This is a genomic window from Komagataeibacter nataicola (genome assembly GCF_003207795.1).
GTDB lineage: Bacteria > Pseudomonadota > Alphaproteobacteria > Acetobacterales > Acetobacteraceae > Komagataeibacter > Komagataeibacter nataicola.
Window position 1 is genome coordinate 38,570 of the sequence record NZ_NIRT01000009.1, and the last position, 13,039, is coordinate 51,608.

At 59.5% G+C, this 13,039-nt stretch carries 6 protein-coding genes and 3 pseudogenes; 5 read left to right on the forward strand and 4 right to left on the reverse strand.

The features are described from left to right. Nucleotides 1–253: 253 nt before the first annotated feature. A pseudogene (locus tag CDI09_RS06960) lies at nucleotides 254–594 on the forward strand (transposase); the annotation flags it as partial. A gap of 99 nt (nucleotides 595–693) precedes the next feature. Here CDI09_RS06960 and CDI09_RS06965 read toward each other — a convergent pair. Continuing rightward, nucleotides 694–2,961, reverse strand: a complete 2,268-nt coding sequence (locus CDI09_RS06965; RefSeq protein WP_078527289.1) for a TonB-dependent receptor — start codon at nucleotides 2,959–2,961, stop codon at nucleotides 694–696. Between the two features lie 241 nt (nucleotides 2,962–3,202). Here CDI09_RS06965 and CDI09_RS06970 point away from each other — a divergent pair. Together CDI09_RS06970 and CDI09_RS06975 are read left to right on the forward strand one after the other, a co-directional pair. Then, a pseudogene (locus CDI09_RS06970) lies at nucleotides 3,203–3,595 on the forward strand (helix-turn-helix domain-containing protein); the annotation flags it as partial. A gap of 228 nt (nucleotides 3,596–3,823) precedes the next feature. Beyond that, on the forward strand, nucleotides 3,824–4,501 hold the full coding sequence (locus CDI09_RS06975; protein WP_167370264.1) for a hypothetical protein: 678 nt from the start codon (nucleotides 3,824–3,826) through the stop codon (nucleotides 4,499–4,501). Between the two features lie 180 nt (nucleotides 4,502–4,681). On the opposite strand, the gene CDI09_RS06980 is transcribed toward CDI09_RS06975, so the two are convergent. The 3 genes from CDI09_RS06980 to CDI09_RS06990 are packed head-to-tail and all read right to left on the reverse strand — an operon-like array spanning nucleotide 4,682 to nucleotide 10,643. After that, entirely contained in the window at nucleotides 4,682–6,268 is a 1,587-nt protein-coding gene (locus tag CDI09_RS06980) for an efflux transporter outer membrane subunit (protein WP_078527293.1), read from the reverse strand. After that, a complete protein-coding gene (locus tag CDI09_RS06985) occupies nucleotides 6,265–7,452 on the reverse strand; it encodes an efflux RND transporter periplasmic adaptor subunit (protein ID WP_078527295.1) in 1,188 nt (395 codons plus the stop codon). Before CDI09_RS06985 ends, CDI09_RS06980 begins: the two co-directional genes overlap by 4 nt. Further along, entirely contained in the window at nucleotides 7,452–10,643 is a 3,192-nt protein-coding gene (locus tag CDI09_RS06990) for an efflux RND transporter permease subunit (protein WP_078527297.1), read from the reverse strand. The genes CDI09_RS06985 and CDI09_RS06990 overlap by 1 nt, the downstream gene beginning before the upstream one ends. Before the next feature lie 715 nt (nucleotides 10,644–11,358). Between CDI09_RS06990 and CDI09_RS07000 the strand changes: the two genes are divergently transcribed. Next, complete coding sequence (locus tag CDI09_RS07000; RefSeq protein ID WP_078527299.1) at nucleotides 11,359–12,426, forward strand: NAD(P)H-dependent flavin oxidoreductase; 1,068 nt, start codon at nucleotides 11,359–11,361, stop codon at nucleotides 12,424–12,426. Between the two features lie 6 nt (nucleotides 12,427–12,432). Then, a pseudogene (locus CDI09_RS18540) lies at nucleotides 12,433–13,008 on the forward strand (IS5 family transposase); the annotation flags it as partial. Between the last annotated feature and the right edge of the window lie 31 nt (nucleotides 13,009–13,039).

Consider the following 13,039-nt stretch of genomic DNA (forward strand, 5'->3'; position numbering starts at 1 on the left):
CCGTCTCATGTGCCAGAAGCAGAACCTGCACAAATGCTGTTTCAATGGTAGTTCTGTCTGTGTGCCGAAACGTCGCCATCATGTCGTGATCCAGATGCAGGTCTGTCACCACAAAGCACGGACTTCAGATCTGGCGACAAAAATACGGCTGTGTGCGGTCAGGCAGGATGAAGCGACTTGCCTGTTATTCTATAAGCCCGGCGCTTTAGGGATTGTTATGTAATTTTTGATATAATTTGTGCAGTAAAGATTTATGAATACTGTCCAAAAACCGTATCCGTCTGATGTCAGTGACGAAGAGTGGTCTCTGATTGTTCCATATCTCCTTCTCATGAAAGAGGATGCTGAACAACGCCATCATGATCTGAGAGAACTGTTCAACGGTCTGCGGTATGTGATCCGTTACGGTATAGCATGGCGTGCGATGCCGAACGATCTGCCACCATGGAGCGCGGTTTATCAGCAATCCCGGCCCTGCACGTCACCCCGGCAAACCGGGACGACAGGGCAGAAGTCGGTTCGCTGGCGGAAGCTATCCAGCAGGCAACAGATGGCAGTGTTGAACTGGCATGGGCCGATCAGGGCTATACCGGGTGCCTCAACCCTCGCCGCAATGCACACCATCGCCTTCGCTGGCTTCATGCTCAGAAATGCCGCCAACCTGTTCATCCAAAGTGCATAACAGCCTCTAGATCAGAGATCAGCACTAATCGAAAACTTGAAGGTTTCAGGGTCACCCATGACCAGATCACTCTGGTAAACCGAGGCCCAGTAGCGCTGATTGCCGATGTTATCGACCTCAAAACGTGCGGTCAGCGGCTTCTTTGCCGCAAGGAAGGTGTAGCGCGCGCCAAGGTCAAAGCGTGACCATGCAGGCAGGTGCGTCGTATTCATGCTGTTGAACTGCTGCTTGCCGGTGCTGATGACGCGGCCAACCAGTGTCAGCCCCTTTACGAACGGCACGTCGTATTCAAGGTTCCCGTTGATGGTATAGTTCGGCACGCCAATCACGGTCTTGCCGTCATACGCGCCGCCCGCCGTATGCATCTGCTTGGCGTCGATCAGTGTCAGCCCGCCGTTAAAACGCAGGCCGCGCACGATCTCGCCATTGAACGTCAGTTCCATGCCCCGGTTCCGCTGTCTGCCGTCCTGCGTGTAAATTTCCTGTCCGGTATTGCCATAGGCTTCGGTCATGCCCTGCGGCATGGCGGTCTGGAAAAACGCGACGCCAGCGGCAAACCGCCCGACATCGTATTTCGCGCCTACCTCGTACTGGGTGCTCTGGTATGGCGCAAAAACCTGCCCGGCATTGACATAGGTGGCGCCCACCGTCTGCCCCGCCGACAGGCCCTGGATCCGGTTGAAATACAGGGCTGCATGTTTGACCGGATGGATGACAAGGCCAATGACCGGGGAGAACGCCGCTGCATCGTAATGGGTGCTGAGCTTGCCGGTGCCGTAGGCAAAGGAGTCCGACAGGATATCCTGATACCGGAACCCGCCCGTTAACGCGATGCGGTCGTGCCAGAAGGTCATCGTGTCTGACAGGAACAGGCTGTACAGCTTGTTCCACGCCACGCGACCAGGATTGTCCAGCGTGCCGCCGCTATAGGTTTCTGAGGGGGTGAACTGGGTGGGGTGATAGATGTTGCCTGCCTGGGAGGCGAGGCTCATGGAATAGGCGGCGTCTGATTCCTCCCATATCGCTGACCCGCCCGCGTTGATTTCATGCCTGATGGGGCCGGTGGACACATGCGCATGAATCCCGGCCTGCGTGGCTTCGTTCATGACGTTATACGCATCTGCCATCGCGCCCACGGTGCCAGCCCCGGTGCGGGAATTGGTCAGCGTGGTGGTCGCGTAATTGCCCATCTCATTACCGCCCTGCGCGCCGAATTTGCCATACGCGGTGATGTGGCTGCCAAAATCATGTTCGATGTTCAGCGTGCCGAACAGGTAGCTCAGGTCGGTATAGGCCCCGCGCTGGCCCCAGTTTTCGGAAGGGGACGTGGCTTTCGGCGCGGGCATGCCGGTTGCCAGACTGGAGACGATGATTGCGCTGCGCCCGCCAAAGACCTGCTGCTTCTGGTAATTCATGTTCATGTCGATGCGCGTGTCGTCATTATGCCAGTCAAAGGCCACGCCAAGGGCCACATCGTCGCGCCGCTCGCCCTTGATCGCCGTCTCCCCATCCATACCGGCTGCATTGAAACGGAAACCGAAAGCGTGGTCCTTGCCAAACCGGCGGCTTACGTCAAATGCGCCACCGCCCTGTCCGCTGCTGGTGTAATCGCCTGTAATGCGCGTGATATCCGTCGCCGCCGCCCGTTTGGGGATCAGGTTGACGTTGCCACCAACGGCCGAACCACCGGGGGCCGCGCCATTGAGGAATGCACTGGCGCCGTTGAGCACCTGCACTGAATCATAAAGCTGGGGCGAGACAAGCTGCCGTGGGGTGACGCCATACAGGCCGTCAATCGCCACGTCATCGCCATACAGCGTGAACCCGCGGATCTGGAATAGCTGCGCGTAATTGCCATACCCCATGGTGGTGCGCACGGTGGGATCGTTCAGCAGCACGTCGCCCAGCGTCTGTGACTGCTGGTTCAGGATCAGGCTGGAATTATAGCTGCGGATGTTGAAGGGCACGTCCAGACCCTTCTTCTTTCCAAGCGCGCCCAGATCACCGCCGCTGCTGACATACATGCGGTTCTGGCGCGCGGCGGTGACGACGATGTCTTCGTGCTGGCCCGGCGGGCTGTCAGGAGTGTCTTTTGCGTTCGTATCCGCGTCCTTCGCTGCGGCATTGCGAGGCGGCACATCGCCGGGAGAAGGGGACCGGACTTTCTTAGGCACGGGATAAGAAGCGTCTGTGGCAGCGACAGCTGCCACCCGACCGTCAACGCCCAGCAGCAGGCCAGATGCCAGAACGGTGGTCAGGCAAAGCGCACGAAGATTCATTATCAAAGCCCATATAATGATGTTTCCAGCACCTTATTTCGCAACTGATAGTAATTTGCAATAGCAGGTGCGCAGATGTGTGGGCACACACGCTTGAAATTCGTCATCAGGTCTGAAGCGTATCGTCACCTCGACAGAGCACGTCATGTCGCTGACGTTAATGAGCGTTACCTGCCAGTCACTTGGAACTGAAATAAGCATCATTATATAATATTTCTGTCGCACTGACGGGAGCAGAACGATGGCGGGACGACAGGCAGGTCAGGTAGTACTGAGTCCGCAGGCGCGGACGTTTCTTGAAGGGCAGGTCCGGCGTCACAAGGTGCCGCGGTCATTGTCGGATCGCTGCCGGATGGTTCTGCTCTGCGCCGAAGGCTTGCAGAGCAAGGAAGTTGCTGCACGCCTGGGGGTACATGAGCACACCGTCGGCAAATGGCGGCGGCGGTTTGTCGAAGATGGCATTGAAGGCCTGACCGACGAATATCGTGCCGTCCGGCCCCGCACGGTGTCGGACGCGCAGTTTACGCAGGTCATCGAGCGCACGCTGAACACAACGCCCAAAGACGCGACCCACTGGTCGATCCGTTCCATGGCTGCCGAGATCGGCCTGTCGCATACGACCAGAGGCAGATGGAGGGTTCGAAAAACCCTCCACATTCGAGCGGTATCAGCCCCCCGCTTTCGAGGCAAGAGTGGCATAATTACTTCTTGACCGGCACATAACCGCCAAAAATCCATATATGGAACATTAAAAAGTACCTGATCGGATTTTCAAACAGACTTTATATCACATAAGATTATGCCGGTTTTATTTATAGTGGCCGATTTGCGATATATCAGGGCAAATCAGAAGGAAACCACCTTGCGGAATATAGATTTCAGTTCATGGCATAGTGCTCTGGTAACGGTTATCGGGCTCGTATTACTGACCCTGCTCGGGGTAGGCATTCGCCTGGTTATGATGCTGACACTCCAGCAGCGCAGGGAGCGCCTGAACCGACAGATCAACGAACGTATCAGAACGCTGATCGCGGCTTACAAAACATTGGGGGGCTCATTTACAGGAGACCTGAGTGTCAGCCCGATGCATCTGAAAGACATAAAATACCGTGAAGCCCGTGGTCAGGAGATGGCGCCGCTCGAACTGTCAGGAAATTCGGAGCGTGCCCGGCGCATTCGCGATGCTGTCGAGGCCGCCCTGTCCGACATCATTCTGCTTGGCACTGAAGAGCACGTTCGCCTGGCGGTGAGGGCGGCATCCGAACTGGTGCAGGGCCGCAATGTCCATACACATGATCTGGTTGTATCCCTGCGCAATTTCATCCGTAAGGCCCTGGATATTGAACGCATCCCGCCCGATCTGGAACTTCCGCGTCAGGGGCCGAGCCGTCCGTCGGCTTCAGGCGGCCGTGACAAAGGAGAAGGGGGCAAGGATAGTGGCGCAAAAGGGGGTGGTGCAGGCGGCATGGAAGGCGGCAACATGGGTGGAGGCGGACTTGCCGATAACGACCCGGACACATCATCCAGCCATCATGTATGATTTTTATCCAGATAGTTTATGGCGCTGTTAGCCACCAGCTTAAGCAACCATTCCCGATATGGCGCAGGGCATGGCATGTTCCGCAAAAATCCCGGGCGATACCCATTCAATGCATTCCTGAGCCTACCTTCAGCCAGGGGCGCATGCAGGGGGCCTTCTCTCCCCTTGCATGCCCTGTTTTCATGGGCCGGTATGCGGCGAGAGGATTGGCCCGGTCAGGTTGTCGTCCGGGTCAGGGCCATGGCTGTGGGGCGGTGGCACGTCACCTGCGGGGCGTGCGTTATGCAGACCGGAATACTGTAGCGGGTCCACCGAAAACAGCTGGTTGGGCGCGGGCAGGCTGGCGGCGTCCCATCCCCCGCCACAGGCCCGGATCAGCCCGACCTGCGCCTGCAGGTAACGGGTCTGGATTTCGGCCTGCTGGATACGGGCATCCAGCGTGCTGACCTGCGCGATCAGCACATCGAGATAGGTTGCAAGGCCACCTTTATACAGATTCATGGTTATGTCCTGCGTCTGGCTGGCAGCGCCCACGGCGGCACGCAGGCGGCCGTTTTCGCTATCGAGGCGGTTTGTGCGCGACAGGCCATCCTCCACATCGCGAAAGGCGCCCAGGATCGTCACGCGATAATGGTCGCGCGTTTCGCGGTAGGCGGACCAGCTCTGCTGCAACTGCGCGCGTCGCAGCCCGCCTTCAAACACCGGCATGGTCACGGTTGCGCCATAGGACCACATGCTGTTGGCCAGGTTGGCGAGGTTGAATCCGTTATCATCAAACCCGCCATTCATCTGGAAAGAGACATGCGGGTAGAACGCGGCGCGCGCAATGCCAATGGCCCGGTTGGCCTGCGCCATCTGGCGTTCGGTCATGGCAATGTCGGGCCTGCGCTGCAACAGGTCCGACGGCAGGGGGGCGGATAGCGCGAAGCGGGTGGCATTGAGGTGGGCATCGGGTGCGAGATGGAAAGATGAGGGCGCGACATTGACCAGAACCGCCACCGCATGCTCCATCACCTCGCGCTGGGCCTGAATGTCGAGCAGGCGGGCCTGCGTGGTGTAAAGCTGGTTCTGCGCGCGCGCCACATCCAGCCGGGAGGCGGCCTGGTCCACCAGCCGGGTCTGGGTGACACGCAGGGATTCCTCATAATAGCGGATCGACTGGGTGTAGATCGCCGCCTGCGCATCCAGTCCGCGCAGGGTGAAGTAATCACTGGCCAGTTCGGCCTGCAGGCTCAGCCGTGCGGCAGCGTATTGCGCAGCCTGTTCCTGGGCATAATCCTTCTGCAGGCGCACGCGGTTGCGGATGGAGGACCAGAAATCCGGCTCCCACGAGGCCATGCCGCCATAGAACTCATCTGAATCCGTAATCGGTCCCTTGTAGCGGAACAGTCGCTCGGCCGAGCTTTTGTTATTGCTGCCGCCAAAGGCCACGCCAAAATGCGGCAGCAGGTCGGCCCGCGCCTCGCTTACAATGGCACGCGCCTGCAAAAAGCGCTCACTGGCGGCCTGCAGGTCGCCGTTATGGGCCATGGCCGCCTCCTCCAGCGTATCAAGTTCGGAGTCGGCAAAGGTTTTCCACCATTGCGTGGGAATGGTGTCATCCATCGGGTGGGCCACGCCAAACGGCGCCTGTCCCTGCCATGTGGTGGGGATAACGTAATGTGGCGCATGATAGGCGGGCGCAAGGTCGCATCCCGCCAGTGACAGCAGCGATACGGCGCAGGCAGCGCCCATGAACGTGGAGCGGTGAATGGTAAGGGCCATCATTCATCGTCCTTTTCATCGGTGTCGTTGCTGTATCCGGCAGCGGGCTGGACTACATGCACGCGCTCGCCTTCCAGCAGGTCGGCGGGCGGGTTGTCGATGATCCGGTCATCGGGGGTGACGCCCGAGAGCACCTGCGTCGCCCCATCGCCCATGCGGCCCACCGTTATGTCATGAAAATGCGCACGCCCCTGCCCATCCACCACGGCCACCTGCATGCCGTGCTCCTGAAACACCAGCGCACCGGTGGGAATGCTCTGATGGGCCGCCTGTTCGGGCGCGCTCAGGGTTACGGCGGCGAAGGTGCCGGGCCACAGGGCATGGTCGGTATTGTCAATCACGAATTCACTCACGCTGGTGCGGGTATCGGGGTCGTAGCCGCCCGATACGGTCAGGAATTTCGCCTCGAACGTGCGATCGGGGAACTGCGGCACCCGCACGGTTGCGTGCAGGCCGGGCTGGAGAATGTAGGACATGTTCTCCGGTATCGAGACGAACAGCCGCATCTGGTGCGTATCAGCCACGCTGAACAGTTCGCTGGCCGCCCCCGTGGCGTTCAGGTTGCCGCCGCCTTCATGCACGTAATCACCCACGTTGATGTCACGCTCGGTCACGACGCCATCAAAGGGGGCGACAATGACCTTGAAGCGCTCAAGGGCGGCGTAGCGGTCAAGGTTGTGGCGCGCGGCCTCGAGATCGGCCGAGGCTGACTTCTCGTTTGCATCCTGCACGGAAACCGACTGTCCCGATACGGCCTGTGACCTGCCCATCAGCCGCCAGCGCTGGGCCGTGACCACCGCAAGATCGTATTTGGCCTGCGAGGACTGGAGATCGGCCTGCGCCTGCGCAAACTGGGCATCAAGGCCGGGGGTGTTGATCTCGGCCAGCACGTCGCCCGCCGCCACGCGGGCGCCGTAGTCCTTGTACCACATATGCACGTAGCCCGAGGCCTGCGGGTAAATGGGGGCCTGGTACCAGGCTTCGATCGTGCCGGGCAGGTCGAGGCTGACATGGCGGGCCTCCCTGTGCGGCGCAATGACCATTACATCCGGCACGGAGGCCTCTGCCGCATCATGGCGCAGGGCTATGGCATGGTGAATGCGCCCGGCCAGCAGGTAACCGCACCAGCCCACAAGGATCGTGGCGCCGGCCAGCATCATCATCTTACGGGATTCCCGGGTGGACATCAGTTCAGTTCCTCGCGGTTGCGGGGCGCGCGGTTATGCAGGATTGCGTAGACACAGGGCACGAACAGAAGCGTGGACACGGTGGCCACCAGCAGCCCGCCAATCACGGCGCGGCCCAGAGGTGCGTTTTGTGAATTGCTCATGGCCATGGGCACCATGCCGATCACCATGGCGAGTGCCGTCATCAGCACGGGGCGGATGCGGCCATAGCCCGCCTCGAGCGCTGCACGCAGCGCATCGCCATGTTCCTCGATCCGCTCACGCGCAAACGAGACGACAAGGATGGAGTTGGCCGTGGCCGTGCCCATGCACATGATCGCTCCGGTCAGCGCCGGCACCGACAGGCGCGTATGGGTCAGGAACAGCGCCCAGGCGATGCCTGCCAGCGCTGCGGGCAGGGCCGAGATGATGATGAACGGGTCCAGCCAGGACTGGAAGTTGACCACAATCAGCAGGTAGATCAGCAGCACCGACACCACCAGCCCGAACACCAGTTCGATATAGGCATGGCGCATGGTCTCGGTCTGGCCTCGTACCACCACGGCGGCGGTGGAGGGCACCCTGTCGCGCGTCTGGTCCAGCACGTGCTGCACGCCGGAGGTGACCTGCCCCAGATCCGCCCCCTCGGCGGAAACATAGATGTCAACTTCAGGCATGGAATTGAAGTGCGAGACCTGCCCCGGCGTGCCGGTGGCGCTGACATCGCTTATGCCGCCCAGAAGCTGCATGTGCCGCCCCTGCGGGTCGCCATCGCCCTTGTCGACCGGAATGGTCATGAGGTTGTTGAAATGCGTCAGCTGGTCCTGTGACACATAGACATTGAGCGGGAAGGTGATGCCCGTGGCCGGGTCAAGCCAGTATTGCGGGTCCACCGTCTGGCTGCCTGAAAGGGTCATGAGTTCGTTATTGGCAAGGTCGGCTTCCGTCATGCCGGTGGCCTGGCCGAAGGTGCGGTTGCCCTGTACGAACAGGGTCGGTGTCTTCATGGTCTGCTGGATCACGACATCGGCGGCACCCGGCACGCCGCGCAGGCGGTTTACGAGCAGGCGGGCGTAGTCGTAATTATCACGCAGGTCGGGGCCGGAGATCTGTACGTCAATGGGGGCAGGCGAGCCGAAATTCAGGATCTTTGCCGTAAGGTCCGCAGGCTGGAAGGTGAACACCGTGCCGGGAAAACGCGCCGAGAGGTCACGGCGCAGGATGGCGCGGTCATCCCAGACCGGGGTTTCCTCATTCCTGAGGGCTATGGTGATGTCGCAGTCCTGTGTGCCGATGGTTGGCGTGGGGATGAAGGCCTGGTTATGCGCGCCTTCGGGCAGGCCGCAGTTTTCGATCATGCTCTCCACCTTGCCGGGGAAGAGCGCGTTGACCCGGTCCTCCACCAGCGAGGCCTCGCGGCCCGCCACCTCGATACGGGTGCCCAGGGGCGCGCGCATGTGCATCTGGAGCGTGCCGGATTTCGTCTCGGGGAAGAAATCGCGCCCCGCAATCAGGTACAGCCCCAGCGAGCCGACCGATACGCCAAGAAAGATGGCCACGAACCGCCCCCGCCGCGCGATGGCGCGCCCGAGCAGGGCGCTGTAGCGCTCACGGAAGGTATTGAACCCGCGCTCGAACGCCTGCTGAAAGCGCTCGGGCAGGCGCCTGGGGTATTGCAGGTTGTGGACCTGCGGCTGGCAGTGGTGGGAGTCCCCATGCCCCGCCACGCTGTGGCCCGCCAGCAGGTATTTGGCCATGGTCGGCACCAGCGTGCGCGACAGGATGAAGGAGGCGATCATGGCGAAGATGATGGCCTCCGCCATGGGCATGAACAGCCAGCCCGCAACCCCGCTCAGGCCAAACAGCGGCAGCCAGACAATGCAGATGCAGGTGGTGGCGACAAAGGTGGGGATGACGATCTGGTTGGCGGCATCGATGATGGCAGGCTCCAGTGCCTTGCCCATTTCCAGGTGGGCGTCGATGTTTTCGATCATCACCGTGGCGTCATCCACCAGGATGCCGACAGCCAGCGCCAGCCCGCCCAGCGTCATGACATTGATGGTCTGCCCCGCCCAGTGCAGCCCGATGATGGCGCACAGGATGGCCAGCGGAATGGAGGTGGCGATGATGACCGTGGGCCGCCATGAGCCAAGGAACAGCAGCACCACCATGCCGGTCAGGAAGGCGGCGGTGAGCATCTCGCGCACCACATCGAAAATGGAATCCTTCACGAACACCGAGGCATCACCCAGAATGCTGACCTTTACATCGGGTGGCAGCAGTTTCTGGATGCGCGGCAGCAGCGCCTTGGCACCGGCCACGACATCCAGCGTCGAGGCATCGCCGCTTTTCATGACCACGATCTCCACACCCTGCTTGCCCTTGACCAGCACGAGGTTGGTCTGCGGGTGGCCGCCGCGATAGACCTCTGCCACATCATGCACATAGATCACGGCATTGCCCACGCGCTTGACCGGGATATCACCCAGTTCCTTCATCGAGCGCGGGGTGGCGTTGGTCTGCACCATCCAGTCGGTAGCCGCGATTTTCTGGTCGCCTGCGGGCAGCACGATATTCTGCCCGCGCAGGGCGTTCTGCACATCCATGGCCGAGAGGTGATGCGCCTGAAGCTGCTGCTGGTTCAGCGCCACCATGACAAAACTGTCCATGCCGCCATAGGCCTGTGGCACCACCGCGCCCGGCACGGTCACCAGCAGCGGCCGCACGCGGATCATGGCCAGTTTGAACAGGTCGGACGGGGTCTGTTTATCTGACGTGACCTGGAGCGTGAGCACCGGCACGGAAGAGGCATCGAGGCTCATGACCATGGGGGAGGGGATGTTCTCGGGCAACTGCTTGATTACCGTCTGGGAAATGGCGGTGACCTCGGCCTCCGCCTTGCCAATATCGGTGCCGGGCTGGAAGTATATGTTGACGATGCCGCGCCCGTAATACGAACTGCTTTCCATATGTTCGATGCCCTCGACAGTCGAGGTCACCATCAGTTCGTAATTATAGATGATCCGGCCTGCGAATTCCTCAGGCAGCATGCCGCCATAGGTCCAGACGACCGACACGACCGGAATGCGGATATTGGGGAACACATCCGTCGGCGTACGCCATACCGACATGATGCCAAAGACCACGATCAGGATCGAAAGCACCACAAAGGTATAGGGCCGACGTAGTGCAGTGACTACGATGGCATTCATGGGATGGATAATTCCCTATATCACGAATAACCGCGCAGCACTGCGGGCATAAGCTACAGTATTTGCCTGCGGTTTTATTGCATGGATCGACACCTGCCAGCCCAGGCATGAAGGGGGGGGCGGGGCTTACGGGTCAGGTTGAAGAAAGGGCCATGAAGGAATGCTCCGGCATGATCGTTAAGGAGCCATGCCGCAGGGCATGCGGTGCTGGCCTGCAAAGACAGATACAGTGTTTTTTTACAAAGTATGAACAGATAAGATGTAAAATAATGTTCATGGAAACGAATAATAACATTATCATATAAAATAATTAATGAAGCATAATTTATAGTATAGGTTCCCTGCAAGGAACAAAATCCCGTCAGTGGGGAACTATCGGGGCGGGAAAGAAAATTTCTCGCCATAAACCTGTTTTCAGGTCATCGGACGCTCGCATGGCGGACTGGCCACGAAAATCCATGCCTCAACTTCCCGACTGCTGTCAGAGCATGGATCACGTTGAAAAGACTGTGATCGATCTGCTCCGAGAGTAGACTTCCCGTATTTTCGAAGCCCGCCAGAACCAGTCCTGCTGGGCCACATCCTGCCCCAGTTTTCATGCCTGTAAGCCAGAGTGAAGGCAAAGGCGCGATGATATGTTTTTGAATGCCGTAACCAGCGATATGGACTACCATAAAAGCAAGAAGCAAACCGGTTTGCGCGATGGGGAGCGGTGATGAACTGGCCAGAGCAGTTCGGCCTTACGATTCCATTGGTGCAGGCACCGATGGCAGGCGTCTCCACGCCAGCCCTTGCTGCGGCTGTATCTCAGGCCGGGGGGCTTGGTTCAATCGGAGCAGGGGCCGCCGGGGCGATAGTCGCGCATGAGATGATCTGCCAGATACGACAACAGACAGCGGCTCCCTTCAACGTCAACCTGTTCGTGCACAAGACGCCGGAAGCTGATCCGCTCCGCGACAGCGCCTGGCTGGCGTGGCTGAAACCGCTGTTTACCGAATTCCATGCGCTCCCGCCAGCCAGACTGCATCCCATATACCGCAGCTTTAATGATGATCCGGCAATGCTCGACATGCTTCTGCATACGAAGCCGCCGGTTGTCAGTTTCCATTTCGGGCTTCCTGCACGTGAGGCTGTTTCAGCCCTGAAGGCCAGGGGCATCATGTTGATGGCAACAGCAACCAGTCTGGAGGAAGCGCATGCTGTCGAGGCCGCAGGGATGGACGCGATTGTTGCGCAGGGGGTCGAGGCGGGAGGCCATCGGGGCATTTTTGATCCAGCGGGTCATGATGATGCGCTGGGAACATTTGCCCTGACCCGCCTGCTTGTACGGAAATGCCGCATTCCGGTAATTGCCGCTGGCGGTATCATGGATGGAGCAGGGATTGCGGCCGCCCTTGCCCTGGGTGCCGGCGCGGCACAGATGGGCACGGCCTTCATTCTCTGCCCCGAGACAGGCGCGGATGAAGCTTACCGAAAGGCTCTGGCGGGAGCCGCCGCCTTTCATACGCGCATGACCGATCTTGTTTCAGGGCGTCCTGCGCGCTGTCTTTCAAACCGGTTTACTGGCCTGAGTGACAGTGCAGGCATGCCACCGCCTCCTGACTATCCCACGGCCTATGATGCGGGAAAAGCACTCAACAAAGCTGCCAGAAACTGTGGTGAAAGCGGCTTTGGTGCTTATTGGGCCGGACAGGGAGCTCCTCTGGCCCGGGCCATGCCGGTAGGTCAGCTCATAGGCAAACTGAAGGAAGAACTGCAGGCGGCACGCAATTTTGTGACATAATCTCTACGACGCTGGTGCGAAAGCGGCGTAATCGAAAGGGTTTTCCGTTATCTTGCTGCGGATCATGACAATGAATACATGATGATCGACAGCATGATCGTCCGGGCGCATCAGCATAACGCCGGCGCCCTGAAAAAGGGGGTGTGGATCAGGCTATCGGACGTTCACGAGGCAGACTGACCACAAAGATCCACGCCATCTGCGATTCTCGGGGCAACCCGGTGGAAATCGATATCACGCCGGGGCAGGATGCCGATATCACTCTGGCACAACAACTTCTGGAAAGGATCGGCCCGGATGCTTTCCTTGCCGACAAGGCTTATGACTCGGACAGCCTGATTGACCGGCTGATGCAGCGTGGAATTCCCCCCGGTCATCCCGCCAAAAAGCGACAGGACAACACAACGGGAAACGGACTTCGCTCCCTGCCAGAAACGTAATCCTGTCGAGCGTTTCTTCAACAAACTTAAACAGTTTCGAGCTGTCGCAACTCGCTACGACAAGCTCAAATCCACATTCCTCGCCGCCGTCCAATTCGCATCAATGATTATCATGCTTAACTGGCGACACGCCGTAACCTGACCGGCACAAGACCATTACAGGCCCACTTTTG